Annotated in this window: 12 protein-coding genes; 6 read left to right on the forward strand and 6 right to left on the reverse strand. The window is 71.1% G+C overall.

Translation table 11 applies throughout. The features are described from left to right. Window positions 1-506 precede the first annotated feature (506 nt). Together ACZ4Z3_RS18710 and ACZ4Z3_RS18715 are read left to right on the forward strand one after the other, a co-directional pair. The gene (locus tag ACZ4Z3_RS18710; protein ID WP_468502015.1) at window positions 507-2,045 is read left to right on the forward strand and encodes an RNA polymerase sigma factor; all 1,539 of its coding nucleotides are present in this window, start codon (window positions 507-509) and stop codon (window positions 2,043-2,045) included. A 156-nt stretch (window positions 2,046-2,201) separates the two neighbouring features. Beyond that, on the forward strand, window positions 2,202-3,017 hold the full coding sequence (locus tag ACZ4Z3_RS18715) for a serine protease (protein WP_468502016.1): 816 nt from the start codon (window positions 2,202-2,204) through the stop codon (window positions 3,015-3,017). A 202-nt stretch (window positions 3,018-3,219) separates the two neighbouring features. On the opposite strand, the gene ACZ4Z3_RS18720 is transcribed toward ACZ4Z3_RS18715, so the two are convergent. Continuing rightward, window positions 3,220-3,450 carry a DUF7455 domain-containing protein gene (locus tag ACZ4Z3_RS18720; protein WP_055512778.1) on the reverse strand — a complete coding sequence of 77 codons (231 nt, stop codon included), beginning with the start codon at window positions 3,448-3,450 and terminating at the stop codon, window positions 3,220-3,222. Window positions 3,451-3,917: 467 nt separating this feature from the next. On the opposite strand from ACZ4Z3_RS18720, the gene ACZ4Z3_RS18725 reads away from it, so the two are divergent. The 3 genes from ACZ4Z3_RS18725 to ACZ4Z3_RS18735 all read left to right on the forward strand — a co-directional run bounded on the left by ACZ4Z3_RS18725 (window position 3,918) and on the right by ACZ4Z3_RS18735 (window position 8,291). Then, window positions 3,918-6,041, forward strand: coding sequence for a DNA gyrase/topoisomerase IV subunit B (locus ACZ4Z3_RS18725; RefSeq protein WP_468502017.1), 2,124 nt, complete (start codon window positions 3,918-3,920; stop codon window positions 6,039-6,041). A 133-nt stretch (window positions 6,042-6,174) separates the two neighbouring features. Continuing rightward, window positions 6,175-6,702 carry a DUF485 domain-containing protein gene (locus ACZ4Z3_RS18730; protein WP_468502018.1) on the forward strand — a complete coding sequence of 176 codons (528 nt, stop codon included), beginning with the start codon at window positions 6,175-6,177 and terminating at the stop codon, window positions 6,700-6,702. Further along, window positions 6,699-8,291: a solute symporter family protein gene (locus ACZ4Z3_RS18735; RefSeq protein WP_468502019.1), complete on the forward strand. Its 1,593-nt coding sequence runs from the start codon at window positions 6,699-6,701 to the stop codon at window positions 8,289-8,291. The genes ACZ4Z3_RS18730 and ACZ4Z3_RS18735 overlap by 4 nt, the downstream gene beginning before the upstream one ends. Before the next feature lie 71 nt (window positions 8,292-8,362). Here ACZ4Z3_RS18735 and ACZ4Z3_RS18740 read toward each other — a convergent pair whose 3' ends face one another. The 4 genes from ACZ4Z3_RS18740 to ACZ4Z3_RS18755 all read right to left on the reverse strand — a co-directional run bounded on the left by ACZ4Z3_RS18740 (window position 8,363) and on the right by ACZ4Z3_RS18755 (window position 13,268). Beyond that, window positions 8,363-9,043, reverse strand: a complete 681-nt coding sequence (locus tag ACZ4Z3_RS18740) for a response regulator (RefSeq protein WP_468502020.1) — start codon at window positions 9,041-9,043, stop codon at window positions 8,363-8,365. Then, on the reverse strand, window positions 9,040-10,809 hold the full coding sequence (locus ACZ4Z3_RS18745; protein ID WP_468502021.1) for an ATP-binding protein: 1,770 nt from the start codon (window positions 10,807-10,809) through the stop codon (window positions 9,040-9,042). Before ACZ4Z3_RS18745 ends, ACZ4Z3_RS18740 begins: the two co-directional genes overlap by 4 nt. A gap of 113 nt (window positions 10,810-10,922) precedes the next feature. Beyond that, window positions 10,923-11,861, reverse strand: a complete 939-nt coding sequence (locus ACZ4Z3_RS18750) for a sucrase ferredoxin (protein WP_468502022.1) — start codon at window positions 11,859-11,861, stop codon at window positions 10,923-10,925. 126 nt (window positions 11,862-11,987) lie between these two features. Then, window positions 11,988-13,268, reverse strand: a complete 1,281-nt coding sequence (locus ACZ4Z3_RS18755) for a citrate synthase (protein WP_468502023.1) — start codon at window positions 13,266-13,268, stop codon at window positions 11,988-11,990. Between the two features lie 97 nt (window positions 13,269-13,365). On the opposite strand from ACZ4Z3_RS18755, the gene ACZ4Z3_RS18760 reads away from it, so the two are divergent. Then, the gene (locus ACZ4Z3_RS18760; RefSeq protein WP_468502024.1) at window positions 13,366-14,532 is read left to right on the forward strand and encodes a citrate synthase/methylcitrate synthase; all 1,167 of its coding nucleotides are present in this window, start codon (window positions 13,366-13,368) and stop codon (window positions 14,530-14,532) included. Between the two features lie 144 nt (window positions 14,533-14,676). Here the strand turns inward: ACZ4Z3_RS18760 and ACZ4Z3_RS18765 are convergent, their stop codons facing one another. Next, window positions 14,677-14,913, reverse strand: a complete 237-nt coding sequence (locus tag ACZ4Z3_RS18765) for a hypothetical protein (RefSeq protein WP_055541664.1) — start codon at window positions 14,911-14,913, stop codon at window positions 14,677-14,679. Window positions 14,914-15,087: the final 174 nt, after the last annotated feature.

Consider the following 15,087-nt stretch of genomic DNA (forward strand, 5'->3'; position numbering starts at 1 on the left):
GACCGCCCGTACATGCGAAGCCCGCCCCGGACGCCGCCGTCCGTCATTCTCCGACTGGTCGGCATCGATCCGATCTCCGCCGGATCGATTGCAGCCGGACCGACCCCGCCCGGTCGTCCCCCGCCCCCGCTCCCGTCCGCCAGACAGCAGGACCGTATGCCTCCGCAAATGAGGCGGCCCCCCGCTGGGGAGTTCGTTCGGAAATCGTGTGGGTACACGAGGTAGGAGCACCGGTCGTGGCCCTGGCTCGACTACCTCTGGCCATGTCTGACCGCTTTTGAGCGCTTACGGGGTGTGACTCGGGCCACGCAGATTGGGCGTAACGCTCGCGGGAGCCACGCGATGACCTAAGAGGTGACAGCCGCGGAGGGAATACGGACGCCGTTCACGGCGCTGTGCATCTTCCCGGCCCTCGCCCGCACCGTCGGCCCATCCCCAAGCCGGTGGTCGGCTCCTGTCCAAGGACGGGGCCGGAAGCCGTTTTCCAACGTTCCGAGAGGTTGTTCGTGTCGGCCAGCACATCCCGTACGCTCCCGCCGGAGATCGCCGAGTCCGTCTCTGTCATGGCGCTCATTGAGCGGGGAAAGGCTGAGGGGCAGATCGCCGGCGACGATGTGCGTCGGGCCTTCGAAGCTGACCAGATCCCGGCCACTCAGTGGAAAAACGTACTGCGCAGCCTCAACCAGATCCTCGAGGAAGAGGGTGTGACGCTGATGGTCAGTGCCGCGGAGCCCAAGCGCACCCGAAAGAGCGTCGCAGCGAAGAGTCCGGCCAAGCGCACCGCCACCAAGACGGTCGCGGCGAAGACGGTGACCACCAAGAAGGCCGCCGCCGCCGCGCCGGCGGCACCTGCGGCCGAAGCCTCCGCCGAAGACGCCCCCGCCAAGAAGGCCGTCGCCAAGAAGGCGACCGCCAAGAAGGCGGCCCCCGCCAAGAAGACCGTCGCCGCGAAGAAGACGGCGGCGAAGAAGGTCACCGGGAAGAAAGACGACGTCGAGCTCATCGAGGAAGAAGTCCTCGAGGAGACCCCCGGCGGCAAGCCCGGTGACGAGCCCGAGGGCGCCGAGAGCGCCGGTTTCGTGCTCTCCGACGAGGACGAGGACGACGCGCCGGCCCAGCAGGTCGCCGCCGCCGGTGCCACGGCCGACCCCGTCAAGGACTACCTCAAGCAGATCGGCAAGGTCCCCCTGCTCAACGCCGAGCAGGAGGTCGAGCTCGCCAAGCGCATCGAGGCCGGTCTTTTCGCCGAGGACAAGCTGTCCAACGCCGACAAGCTCGCCCCCAAGCTCAAGCGCGAGCTGGAGATCATCGCCGAGGACGGCCGCCGCGCCAAGAACCACCTCCTGGAGGCCAACCTCCGTCTGGTGGTCTCCCTGGCCAAGCGCTACACCGGCCGCGGCATGCTCTTCCTGGACCTCATCCAGGAGGGCAACCTCGGTCTGATCCGCGCCGTCGAGAAGTTCGACTACACCAAGGGCTACAAGTTCTCCACGTACGCCACCTGGTGGATCCGTCAGGCGATCACCCGAGCCATGGCCGACCAGGCCCGCACCATCCGTATCCCGGTGCACATGGTCGAGGTCATCAACAAGCTCGCGCGCGTGCAGCGCCAGATGCTCCAGGACCTGGGCCGCGAGCCCACCCCGGAGGAGCTGGCCAAGGAACTCGACATGACCCCGGAGAAGGTCATCGAGGTCCAGAAGTACGGCCGCGAGCCGATCTCCCTGCACACTCCGCTGGGCGAGGACGGCGACAGCGAGTTCGGTGACCTCATCGAGGACTCCGAGGCCGTCGTCCCGGCCGACGCGGTCAGCTTCACGCTCCTCCAGGAGCAGCTGCACTCGGTCCTCGACACGCTCTCCGAGCGTGAGGCGGGCGTCGTCTCCATGCGCTTCGGTCTCACCGACGGTCAGCCCAAGACGCTCGACGAGATCGGCAAGGTGTACGGCGTCACGCGTGAGCGCATTCGCCAGATCGAGTCGAAGACGATGTCGAAGCTGCGCCACCCGTCCCGCTCGCAGGTCCTGCGCGACTACCTCGACTGAGCCCGCCGCGGACCCGTCCGCGTGCGGGCCGAGACAGGCGTCGAAGGCCCGGTTCCCTCGAAGGAGCCGGGCCTTCGGCGTGGGGGGCGGCATGCGGGCGCCCGCCACGTGGATAACTCTGGGTGTGCTATCCATCTCCCAGAGTCAGGAGCGCGCATGCGTCCCACCATTGCCCGACTGCTGGCCCTCGCGGCCGCCACGGCCGTCATACCGCTGGCCGCACCTCCGACCGCGACCGCCGACGTCGTCGTCGGCGGTCACCCCGTCGAGATCTCTCAGGCGCCCTGGACGGTGGCGCTGTCCAGTCGTGACCGGTTCGGGGGTACGAGAGCCGGGCAGTTCTGCGGCGGCGTCGTGGTGGGCCGCTCCACGGTCATGACGGCCGCCCACTGCCTCAGCGAGGAGGTGCTGGGAGGGCCCCCGGCACGGCTACCCGACCTGATGGTCATCACGGGCCGTGCCGATCTGCGCTCGAACGAGGGTCGGGAGATCCCGGTGAGCGACACCTGGGTCAATCCGCGGTACGACGCGGCTACGAACGCGGGGGACTTCGCCGTGGTCACACTGGCGACGCCGCTTCCCGAGAGTTCCGTACTCCCGTTGGCGGAAGCCGGCGATCCGGCGTACGAGCCGGACACGGCCGCGGCCGTCTACGGCTGGGGCGACACCACGGGCGCCGGGGACTATGCGCTGAGCCTGCGGGCCGCGTCGGTGCGGGTGCTGGCCGACTCCGTGTGCGCGAGGGCCTACCCGGGCGGCGCGGAGGGCCGGTACCAAGCCGACTCCATGGTGTGCGCGGGAGAGCTGAACGGCGGCCGGGACGCCTGCCAGGGGGACAGTGGAGGACCGCTCGTCGCCCGGGGAAAGCTGATCGGACTCGTGTCGTGGGGCAGCGGCTGCGGCCTGGCCGGGAGCCCGGGGGTGTACACCAGGGGCTCCTACGCGGCCCAGGTGCTGGCGGAGAGCCGCTGAGAGGTCGTTGAACGCCGTACCGGCGGTGGAAGCCGCACGCCCTGTGCGGCACCGCCACGGTGCCGCACAGGGCCGCGGAGCGGCAGCGGGCGCGGAACGAATGCGGCACCGGAACGAGAGCGGGCGGCCACCCCGTGTGTGCGGGAGTGGCCGCCCGGTCACCGGCCTCGAGCCGGTGTCGGCTCGTCGTTGGTGCGAAGCGTCAGCGTTCGTCGGTTTCCGCGGTGGCGGGAACGGACGTCAGCCGCTCCGTCTCGTCCTGTATCTCCGCGGCGATCTTCTTGAGCTCAGGCTCGAACTTACGCCCGTGGTGGGCGCAGAACAGCAGCTCTCCACCGCTCAGCAGGACGACGCGCAGATAGGCCTGGGCGCCGCAGCGGTCGCATCGGTCAGCGGCCGTCAGCGGGGTCGCGGGGGTCAGAACAGTAGTCACGTCGCCTCTTCTCTAGCTCGACGAGCTGTCGTACCAGGGTCAACATCCAACCAGGCCGAAAACGTTCCCGCTCGCGGCTTTTCCTCGAAAAAATCTTTCCAGGCCGGCTGTCTGTTGCCGGTTGGCGGCGAATGAGCCGTAGTGCGTGTCTTCGTGTCGTACGGGTTCGCGCTGTCTGTCGGTGGTTCTGGCGGTTGCTCTCTTGGTTGTACGGTCCTCCCGGCTGGGTTGCCGGTTGTTCATGAGGACGTGCCCGGAGCCTAAATGGTTCATGCCTCGAAGGGAACGTGATATGTACTTCACCCCATCGAGGGATCGAACACGCATGCGAGCCTGGACTACCCTGAGTTTCCAGCGAGGGTGGCGTTACAACGGCTCTACCAGGGCTCGGTACCCTCGGACCGGCAACCGAGCCGGGCCCCTTACCCAAAAGGGCCTCACCTGAAATTCAGCGAGGAGCGAACCGCGTGACCGCCGAGACGTCCGTGCCGTCCACAGCGCTGCTGACCGGAGCAGACCGGGACGGTTCCAACTACACCGCGCGGCACCTGCTCGTCCTCGAGGGGCTCGAGGCCGTGCGGAAGCGCCCCGGAATGTACATCGGCTCGACCGACAGTCGAGGTCTGATGCACTGCCTCTGGGAGATCATCGACAACTCCGTGGACGAGGCCCTCGGAGGCTATTGCGACCACATCGAGGTGATCCTCCACGACGACGCCTCCGTGGAGGTCCGGGACAACGGCCGCGGCATCCCCGTGGACGTCGAGCCCAAGACCGGCCTGTCCGGCGTCGAGGTCGTCATGACCAAGCTGCACGCCGGCGGCAAGTTCGGCGGTGGCTCCTACGCGGCCTCCGGCGGTCTGCACGGCGTGGGCGCCTCCGTGGTGAACGCGCTCTCCGCCCGTCTGGACGTCGAGGTGGACCGCAACGGCGGCACCCACGCCATCAGCTTCCGGCGCGGTGTGCCCGGCGCCTTCGCGGGCAACGGCCCTGACGCGAAGTTCGAGGCCGCGGGCGGGCTGCGCAAGACCAAGCGGATCCCCAAGACGCGCACCGGCACGCGCGTGCGCTACTGGGCCGATCGCCAGATCTTCCTCAAGGACGCCAAGCTCTCGCTGGAGAACCTCCACCAGCGCGCCCGCCAGACCGCGTTCCTGGTGCCCGGCCTGACCATCGTCGTCCGTGACGAGTACGGGCTCGGCGAGGGCGGGAGCAAGGGTGAGGAGTCCTTCCGCTTCGACGGCGGCATCAGCGAGTTCTGCGAGTACCTGGCCACTGACAAGGCCGTCTGCGACATCCTCCGCTTCACCGGTGAGGGCACCTTCAGGGAGACCGTCCCCGTGCTGGACGAGCACGGCCAGATGACCCCCACCCAGGTCACCCGGGAACTCGGCGTCGATGTCGCGCTGCGCTGGGGCACCGGCTACGACTCGACCCTCAAGTCGTTCGTGAACATCATCGCCACCCCCAAGGGCGGCACCCATGTCGCCGGCTTCGAGCAGGCCGTGGCGAGCACGATGAACGAGGTGCTGCGCGCCAAGAAGATGCTCCGGGTCGCCGAGGACGACGTCGTCAAGGACGACGCCCTGGAGGGTCTGACCGCCGTCGTCACCGTGCGTCTGGCCGAGCCGCAGTTCGAGGGCCAGACCAAGGAGGTCCTCGGTACGTCCGCGGCCCGCCGGATCGTCGCGCAGGTGATCTCCAAGGAGCTCAAGGCGTTCCTCACCTCCACCAAGCGGGACGCCGCGGCGCAGGCGCGGGTCGTCATGGAGAAGGTCGTCGCGGCCGCGCGCACGCGTATCGCCGCGCGCCAGCACAAGGACGCGCAGCGGCGGAAGACCGCCCTGGAGTCGTCGTCGCTGCCCGCCAAGCTCGCCGACTGCCGCAGCGACGACGTCGACCGCAGCGAGCTGTTCATCGTCGAGGGCGACTCGGCGCTCGGCACGGCGAAGCTCGCCCGTAACTCCGAGTTCCAGGCGCTGCTGCCGATCCGCGGCAAGATCCTCAACGTCCAGAAGTCGTCCGTGACGGACATGCTCAAGAACGCCGAGTGCGGTGCGATCATCCAGGTCATAGGGGCCGGATCCGGGCGTACGTTCGATATCGATGCGGCACGGTACGGCAAGATCATCATGATGACCGACGCCGACGTGGACGGGTCCCACATCCGGTGCCTGCTGCTGACGCTGTTCCAGCGGTACATGCGGCCGATGGTCGAGGCGGGCCGCGTCTTCGCCGCGGTGCCGCCGCTGCACCGGATCGAGCTGGTCCAGCCGAAGAAGGGCCAGGACAAGTACGTCTACACGTACTCCGACCGGGAGCTGCGGGACAAGCTGCTGGAGTTCCAGAGCAAGGGCGTCCGCTACAAGGACTCCATCCAGCGGTACAAGGGCCTCGGCGAGATGGACGCGGACCAACTGGCGGAGACGACGATGGACCCGCGGCACCGGACGCTGCGGCGGATCAACCTGTCGGACCTGGAAGCGGCGGAACAGGTCTTCGACCTGCTGATGGGGAACGACGTCGCGCCGCGCAAGGAGTTCATCTCCAGCTCCGCGGCCACGCTGGACCGGTCCCGTATCGACGCGTGAACGCCGCGCCCGGCCGCCGGCGGTCGGTCGGGCGCCCCGTCTCAGTCGCGAAGTCGACCCGCGCTTCACCTGATGGGGTGAACAATCGTGAAGAGGATCGGCGGGGGTCCGTGCGGTCTGTCCATGCTTGGGCATGCAGTCAAGTACCGGCCGGTCCCGCCGTCGCGCGGGTGGTTCCGAGAGCGCGGTCGAGGGGCGAGGGGCGGCCTCGGCGGACGTGCGGTTCGATGATCCCTGGTATGACGCGCTGGCCTCCGGCTGGGGAGAGGTGGACGGCACGGGAGGGGTGCCGCCCGTCGTGCCGACCGCTCGGGAGGAGGGGCGGGCCGCGGGCGACGTGTATGTGGAGGTGCAGCGCAGCGCCGCCTTCCAGGAGGTCCGCCGCCGGTACCGGAGATTCGTGATCCCGGGAGTCGCGGTCTTCTTCAGCTGGTACGTCGGATACGTGGTCGCGGCCACCACCGCGCCGGGGCTGATGGCGCGTCCCGTGGCGGGCGCGGTCAACGTGGCGATGCTGGCGGGGCTCGGGCAGTTCCTCACGACGTTCCTGTTCACCTGGGCCTACGCGCGCCACGCGCGGCTGCGGCGGGACCGGGCGGCCCTCGATCTGCGGTGGGACACACAGGAGTTGACGCGCGGCATCGCAGGGGGCGAGCGGTGACCGGGAACCATCAGACACTGGCCCTGCTGCTGTTCAGCGTGTTCATCGCGATCACCCTGGGCATCACGACCTGGGTCAGTCGCAACCGACATGGTTCGGCGGAGGAGTTCTACGCCGGCGGCCGGCTGTTCTCGCCGATGGAGAATGGTTTTGCCATCGCGGGCGACTACATGTCCGCCGCGTCCTTCCTCGGTATCTCCGGTCTCATCGCGCTCTTCGGGTACGACGGACTGCTGTACTCGGTGGGCTTCCTGGTGGCCTGGCTCGTGGTGCTGTTCCTGGTGGCGGAACTGGTGCGCAACTGCGGGCGGTTCACGCTCGCCGACGTGGTCGCGGCACGGATGAGCGAGCGGCCGGTGAGGATCGCGGCGGGAACCTCCTCGGTCACCGTGTCCGTTCTGTACCTGGTGGCGCAGATGGTGGGCGCGGGCACCCTCGTCGCACTGCTGCTGGGCGGCGAGGGCGAGGCGGCGCGGGCCTGGACGGTCATCGGCGTCGGCGCGCTCATGGTCGTCTACGTGTCGCTGGGAGGGATGCGGGCCACCACCTGGATTCAGATCGTGAAGGCGGTCCTGCTGATGGGCGGGGCGATCGCGCTGACCGTGCTCGTCCTGATGCGGTTCCACGGCGACTTCGACCAGCTGCTGCGGACGGCCGCGGAGCGCAGCGGGCACGGGTCGGCCTTCCTCGCGCCAGGGTTGAAGTACGGCGGCGACTGGACCGCCCGCCTCGACTTCATCAGCCTCGGGCTCGCCCTGGTCCTGGGCACGGCCGGGCTGCCACACATCCTGTCCCGCTTCTACACGGTGCCGACCGCCCGTGCCGCGCGCCGCTCGGTCGTATGGTCGATCGGCCTCATCGGCGGCTTCTACCTGATGACGATCGTGCTGGGCTTCGGCGCGGCCGCGATCGTCGGCCCCGCGGCCGTTCGAGCCTCGAACGCGGCCGGCAACACGGCCGTTCCGCTCCTCGCGCTCGATCTGGGCGGCGGAGCGGGCTCGACCGGTGGCACGGTTCTGTTCGCGATCGTCGCCGCCGTCGCCTTCGCGACGATCCTCGCGGTCGTCGCCGGTATCACCCTCGCCTCGTCGGCGTCGGTCGCCCACGACCTGTACGCGTCACTGCGGCGCCGACGCTCGAAGCCGTACAGCGAGGTGGCCGTGGCGCGTACCTCCGCCGTCGGGATCGGGGCCGTCGCCATCGCGCTCGGGCTGCTCGCCCGCGACCTCAATGTGGCCTTCCTCGTCGGGCTGGCCTTCGCCGTCGCCGCCTCGGCCAATCTGCCCGTACTGCTGTACTCCCTGTTCTGGCGCGGCTTCACCACCCGCGGCGCCGTGTGGTCCGTGTACGGCGGACTCGTCCCGGCGGTGCTTCTGGTGCTGCTGTCGCCGGTGGTGTCCGGCAGCCCCGAATCCCTGTTCCCCGGCGTCGACTTCCAGTACTTCCCGTTGCAGAACCCGGGCCTCGTCTCGGTGCCCCTGGGCTTCCTCGCCGGCTGGCTGGGCACGGTCACCTCCGCCGAACCGGCCGACGAGGCGAAGCACGCGGAGACCGAGGTGCGGTCGCTGACGGGCGCCGGGGCGGTCTGACGGCCTTCCGGGGGCGCCCGACGGCGGCGCGCACCGCGCGCGTCCCCGGGTGAGGCCAGCGGAGGGTGACGTCAGGGGCGGGTCGCCCACTCGTAGCGGTGCTCAGGGCGGCCCGCGTCGCCGTACTTGAGGGTCAGGCGGGCACGTCCGGTGCGCTCCAGGAGCTTCAGATAGCGCTGGGCGGTCTGGCGGCTCAGACCGGTCCGATCGGCGATCTCCTGGGCGGACAGCGGGCCCTCGGCGGTCATCAGGGCCCGGCGCACGACCTCGGTGGTGGTGGCGGAGTGCCCCTTGGGCAGGTCCGGCTCGCCGCCCGCCGAGAGCGCGCCGAAGATCCGGTCCACCTCCGCCTGCTCGGCCTCGCCACCGCCGTCCAGGGTGCGCCGCAGCTCCGCGTACGCCTCCAGCTTGGCCCGGAGTCCCGCGAACGCGAACGGCTTCACCAGGTACTGCAGGGCGCCCTGCCGCATCGCCGCCTGGACCGTCGAGACGTCACGCGCCGCCGTCACCATGATCACATCGGTCTGGTGGCCGCGTCGGCGCATCTCCTGGACGACCATGAGGCCCGTGTCGTCCGGAAGGTAGTGGTCCAGCAGGACGAGGTCCACCCGGGGCAGCCTCTCCAACTGCTCCAGCGCTTCGGCCGCGTTGTGCGCCACGCCCGCCACCCGGAAGCCGGCGACCTTTTCGACGTAGGCGGCGTTCACCCGGGCGACCCGCAGGTCGTCGTCCACCACCAGGACCTCGATCATCGCGACTCCTTGTCGGCGGCTGGGACGGCGTCCTCCGGCTCGTGCGCCGTGCCCGGTCGCGCGTCACGGCCCGCCGTCGGCTCGTCGTGCGGGCGGGCTCCCTCGTCGGGTGCCGTAGACGTCAGCGCCGCCGCCGACGATTGCGTCACCAGTCCCGGCTCCGCCAGCGCCTCCGGCAGGACGACCGTGAACTCCGCGCCGCCGCCCTCCGCCTCGGTGACCCGGGCGCTGCCTCCCTGCCGTTCGGCGAGCCGACGCACCAGGGAGAGCCCGATGCCGCGCTCGCGGTGGGCCGGGGGCGTCTTGGTGGACCAGCCCTCCGTGAAGATCAACTCACGTTGTTCGGGCGGGACTCCGGGCCCCGTGTCACGGACCCGGAGGATCGCCGTGCGTCCCTCGGCCCGCAACTCGACCTCCACGCGCGCGTGCGCGGTGCCCGCGACGGCGTCGAGGGCGTTGTCGACGAGGTTGCCGACGATGGTGACCAGTCCACGCGGATCGATCAACCTGTCCGGCAGCGGGGTCCCGCCGGTGACCGTCAGGGCCACGCCGCGCTCGGCCGCGACGGTCGCCTTGCCCACCAGCACCGCGGCGAGCAGCGGATCGTGGATCTTCTCGGTGACCTGCTCGGCGGTCGCGCGATGGTCGCCGACCACCTCACCGACGAAGTCCACGGCCTCGTCGTACATCTCCAGTTCGAGCAGGCCGAGGAGGGTGTGCATCCGGTTGGCGTGCTCGTGGTCCTGGGCGCGCAGGGCGTCGATCAGACCGCGGGTGGAGTCGAGTTCGCGGCCCAGTTGCTCCAGCTCGGTGCGGTCCCGCAGGGTGGCCACGGCGCCCCCGTCGTCGGTGGGCATGCGGTTGGCGACCAGGACGCGCCGGCCGCGGACGGTGAGCAGATCGGTGCCGGTGACCCGGCCGGCCAGCACATCGGTCGTACGGCCCGCGCCGAGCGCCTCGTCGAGCGACCGGCCGACCACCTCGTCGCCGAGGCCCAGGAGGCGCTGCGCCTCGTCGTTGAGGAGGCGCACGCGGCCCGCGCGGTCCAGGGCGATCACACCCTCCCGGATGCCGTGCAGCATCGCCTCGCGCTCCGCGAGGAGCCCCGCGATGTCGGAGAACGCCAGGTCGCGGGTCTGCCGATGGACCCGCCGGGAGATCAGATACGCCGCCAGTGCGCCGACCGCCATCGCCCCGCCCGCGTACGCGAGGAGCCCGGGAATCGCGTGGATCAACCGGGCGCGCACATTGTCGTACTCGATACCGACCGAGACGGCCCCGACGATCCTCCCGTCGGCGTCGCGCAGCGGCACCTTGCCCCGGGCGGACCGCCCCAGGGTGCCCGAGTCGATCTCCATGACCTCGTTCCCCGCGAGGGCGCGGCGCGGGTCGGTCGAGACGAGGCCGCCGATCTCGGTGGGGTCCGGGTGGGACCAGCGCACTCCGCGGTCGTCCATGACCACGACGTACTCGGCGCCGCTGGCCCTGCGGATCCGCTCCGCCTCCACCTGCACCGGCCCCTTCACGGACGGCTTGGTCGTGACCAGGTCCTCGGCGATCTGCGGCTGGGCCGCCGTGGTCTGGGCGATCGCGAGGGCGCGGCGCATCGCCTGGTCGTCCAGCTGGTCGCTGAGCGGTGCGAGGAACAGCCCGGTCGCGAGGACGGCGACACCGGCGGCGATCGCCACCTGCATCAGCAGGACCTGCGAGAACACCCGCCGCGGCATCCCGAGACGCAGGCGACGTGCGGGGGGAGTGGGGCTCATACCCCTGACGGTACGTGGACGGCGCGCGCCGGACGTAGAGGGGTGTGGGGGGTATCTCAAGAGGCGCGGGGCGTGGCAGGGGCGCGAAGGGCCGACGTGGCGCGGACCGGGCTCTAACCGGCGAGCGCCGTCGGTACCAGTTCGCGTACGGCCGTCACGTCCATCCGGGCCGGTGAGCCCAGGGGAGAGCCGCAGCTCTCGGGGCGGGGCGGCTGGGCCGCGCCCCGGGAGACGGTGACGTTCCAGCGGCGGCCGTCGACGTGGGCGACGGTGACCTCCCAGAGCGGGGCGGCGCCGTCCGTGCGCAGGACGGTGAGGGCGTCGGCCGCGTCCTCGCCCGTCGCCGCGCGCACCGCCAGCTCCGCCGCCTGCCCGGGGCGCTCCCATGCGGAGTTCCCGCGGCAGCCCTCGGTGATGATCCGCCCCTCACTCACGGCGTGCAGGACCTCTTTGACGTGGTGGGCCTCGGCGCGGCCGTAGACGTAGCCGGAGGGGAGGACGAGGAGCGTGGGCGAGAAGCGATGCCCACCCAGATGGGTGACCTCCCAGGTGCCCTCGACGCCGGAGGCGGCCAGCTCGGCGGCGAGCGGTCGGCCGAGGAGGGCACAGCAGCGGTCGCGTTTGCCGTTGGTGCACACGAGCGCGAGGGGTCGGCCGGTGTGGGGCCGGCCCTGAAGGGCCGCCTCGAAGGAGCGGGGGTCGCCGTCGCCGAGCGCGGCGAAGTCGAGGTCGAGCAGGCGCTCCGGGGCGGTCGTGGTGGAGTGGTGCAGCCAGACGTTCCCAGGGACCGTGTGCGCCACGTACACCTGACGTTCCTGGACCTCGCGGCTGTCGGCGTGACGGCCCGGCCGCCGGATGAGTGCGACGCGGACGCCGGTGCCCTCGGTGGCGGCTTCGAGGGCGCGGCCGAGCGCGGGGTCCAGGTGGCTCGATGTGAGCGCCTGGGCGCCCCAGGGGCCCGGCTGTTCCAGCAGCAGCCATGTCCTCGCCGTGGCGGCGGTCCCCGCGAGAGGCTCCGCGAGGTGTCGGGACGCGGATGTGCACGTACTCACAGAGGTGAGCCTAACCTGACTTCGGCCCGCGCGACCTCCGGGCGGGCCGAAGAGGGAGAACCGGCGTGGCGAGCGGTGCGTTCGGCGCGCCTCGGCGGTGGTCACTCCGGCCGTCACCCCGACAGGTCACTCCGGCAGTGGTTGCGGCGGTCGCACCCCCACGTACTGGCCGCTGGGGCGCATCCGCAGGGGGCGTTCGCCGTACTCCTCCAGCGCGTGGGCGATCCAGCCCGCCGTGCGGGCGACGGCGAAGATCGTCTCGCCGGCGGTCGGGGGCATGCCGCAGGAGGCCGTGAGGACCGCCAGGGCAAGGTCGACGTTGGCGTGCAGGGGGGTGTGCCGGGCGGCGGTCGACACGATGTCGCGGGCGGCCGCGAGGGCGGGGGCCGCGCGGGGCATGTCGGCCAGGAGCGCGAACAGGGTACGCGCGCGGGGGTCCTCGCCCGTGTAGAGACGGTGGCCGAGGCCGGGGATGCCGCGCCCGGAGCGCAGTTCCTCCGCGATCACCGGGACGGCGCTGCCGTGGTCCAGCACATCCGTGAGCAGCCGGTGGGCGAGGGCGCTGGCCGAACCGTGCAGCGGGCCCTCCAGGGCGCCCAGCCCCGCGGAGACGGCCGCGTACGCGTGCGCGCGGGCCGAGGCGGCGACGCGGACCGCCAAGGTGGAGGCGGCGAGGTCGTGGTCGGCGAGCAGCCCGAGCGCGGTGTCCAGCGCCCGCAGGGCGGCTTCGTCGGGCGCGCGTCCGCTGAGCCGCGCCCAGAAGCGGTGGGCGAGCGGACCGGTGTCGCGATGGCCGCGCGAGGACAGGGGGAGGGCGGCGACGAGCGTGGGGATGAGGGTGCGCGCGGTGCCGAGCACCGCCTCCTCGGAGAGGTCGAAGCGCAGGGGGTCGGCGGCCGCCGCCGCGACCGCCGCGACCCGCAGCCGGTCGACGGGGCCGCTGTGCTCCGGCAGCGCGTCGACCGCGCGGCGGGCGGCGGTCACGGACGTCTTCGGGGCGACGAAGGTCGCGCCGGGGCGCGGTTCACCGGTCCACAGCCACTCGGCGACCTCTTCGTAGGAGTGGCGCGCGGCCAGTTCCGTCGCGTCGACGCCGCGGAAGTAGTAGTGGTCGTGCTCGATGAGGGTCAGCCGGGTGCGGACGGACAGCTCGCCCCCGCCGGACGAGGCCGTGCCGCTCTCCCGCCGGTTGCGGCGCGCGAGTGCCGCGACCTCCTCGGCGTCGAAGGTGCTGCCCCGGCCCGCCGCGTCCCGGCGGCTGCTGAGCTGCCCGCGGCTCACATAGGCGTACACGGTCTCCGGCTTCACGCCGAGCAGTTCGGCGGTCTCCCTCGTGGTGAGCCGCCGCCCGGGGCGGGCGGAGGTGTTCGCCGGGTTCGTCGATGGGCGCGCGCCTTGCTCCGTCATGGGCGTCACCGTACCCGTTGAGCTAGACATTGATTCAATCAATATTGACAGAGATTGAGTCAAGCATGGACAGTCGAATCAAGTTCAAGGAGGAGACATGCAGATCAACAGGGCCGCGACCGCCTCCGTCGACGTGCCGCGAGGACTCGCGGGCGTCGTCGTCACCGACACCGAATTGGGTGACGTCAGAGGACAGGAGGGCTTCTACCACTACCGCCAGTACTCCGCCGTCGAACTCGCGCAGACCCGCGGCTTCGAGGACGTCTGGCACCTGATGGTCCACGGCGAGCTGCCGGACGCCGCGCGGCGGGCCTCGTTCGCCGCGGAGGTCGGCCCCTTGCGTCGGCTGCCCGACGACGTGCGGGTCGCCCTCCCCGCGATCGCGGCGGCGAGCGCGCACTCGGGGCCGCTCTCCGGCCTGCGCACCGCGCTGTCGCTGCTCGGCGCCTCCAAGGGCTTCCGCCCGGTGTACGACCTGGACGAGGACCGACGCCGCGCGGACGCCCTCGCCGCCTCGGCGGCCGTACCGACGCTGCTCACCGCGCTGTACCGGCTCGGGCAGGGGCTCGACCCGGTCGAGCCCCGCGATGATCTGCCGTACGCCGCGAACTACTTGTACATGTTGACGGGCACGGACCCCGATCCCCGGGCTGCGCGGGGGATCGAGCAATACTTGATCTCAACCATTGACCACGGATTCAATGCATCAACGTTCACCGCCCGCGTGATCACCTCGACGGGCGCCGACGTCGCCGCGTGTCTGGTGGGCGCGGTGGGCGCGCTCTCGGGGCCCCTCCACGGGGGCGCCCCCAGCCGCGCACTGGACACGCTCGACGCGATCGGCACCCCGGACCGCATCGACGCGTGGATCCGGGAGCGTGTCCTCGCCGGCGACCGCATCATGGGCTTCGGCCACCCCGTGTACCGCACCGAGGACCCCCGCTCCCGCATGCTGCGCGGCATCGCGGAACAGTTCGGCGGACCGCGCGTCGCCTTCGCGGCGGAGGTCGAGCGCCAGGTGGAGGCCATCCTCGCCGAGCTGAAGCCGGGCCGTGAGCTGCACACCAATGTCGAGTTCTACGCGGGCGTCGTCATGGAGCTGTGCGGGTTGCCCCGCGAGATGTTCACCCCGACCTTCGCCGCCGCCCGCGTCGTCGGCTGGAGCGCCAACATCCTCGAACAGGCCCGGGACTCGAAGATCATCCGTCCGGCGGCACGTTATGTGGGACCGGTGCCCCCGGCGGCCGTACCGCTGGTGGCCTGATGTCCCTGGTGGCCTGACGCCCCTGGTCGCCGTACCGCTGATGATCTGACGACGTTCACCGGCACCACCCCATGGACGGAGCCCGGCACCACGGGGGAGGTGCCGGACTCGTGCGGCGCGCTCCGTCAGGTGAGCGCGGCCGTCTCACGCATCGGGGATGTCGGCTTTGGCGCGAACCAGGGTCTCGCGCGAGATGATCACGATGCGTTCGTAGGGAGCGCGCGCCGCGTCGGGCGGCAGCTCACCGTCGAGGGCGGCGGTGGCTTCGGTTCCGATGACAGCGAAGTTGCCGTCGCTGAGTTCGAAGATGTCGGGGCAGGTCTGGCCCGAGGCGCTGCCGCGCTCCCTGGGCGAGGCGCCGACGCGACGCACGATCTTCAAGTCCGGTCCTAGAGGCATTGAGCGAGAAGGGCCTCAGCCGGGGCGCTGCGCGAGTTGATGACCCATGGTGCGTCCGGTCGGTTCATGAGCGGGCCCACGGATGCTCATGAACGGGCTGCTGCCTCGGGTGGGGATCTGCAGCCCTACACCGCACATGCAAGGACCTGAGCAGGA

The sequence above is a fragment of the Streptomyces sp. NPDC030296 genome (assembly GCF_055572815.1).

Bases quoted from the DNA above. Each gene is read 5' to 3' on its own strand.
- ACZ4Z3_RS18715 (WP_468502016.1), top strand. From the start codon at position 2,202: ATGCGTCCCACCATTGCCCGACTGCTGGCCCTCGCGGCCGCCACGGCC.
- ACZ4Z3_RS18730 (WP_468502018.1), top strand. From the start codon at position 6,175: ATGCAGTCAAGTACCGGCCGGTCCCGCCGTCGCGCGGGTGGTTCCGAG.
- ACZ4Z3_RS18740 (WP_468502020.1), bottom strand. From the start codon at position 9,043: ATGATCGAGGTCCTGGTGGTGGACGACGACCTGCGGGTCGCCCGGGTG.
- ACZ4Z3_RS18745 (WP_468502021.1), bottom strand. From the start codon at position 10,809: ATGAGCCCCACTCCCCCCGCACGTCGCCTGCGTCTCGGGATGCCGCGG.
- ACZ4Z3_RS18755 (WP_468502023.1), bottom strand. From the start codon at position 13,268: ATGACGGAGCAAGGCGCGCGCCCATCGACGAACCCGGCGAACACCTCC.
- ACZ4Z3_RS18760 (WP_468502024.1), top strand. From the start codon at position 13,366: ATGCAGATCAACAGGGCCGCGACCGCCTCCGTCGACGTGCCGCGAGGA.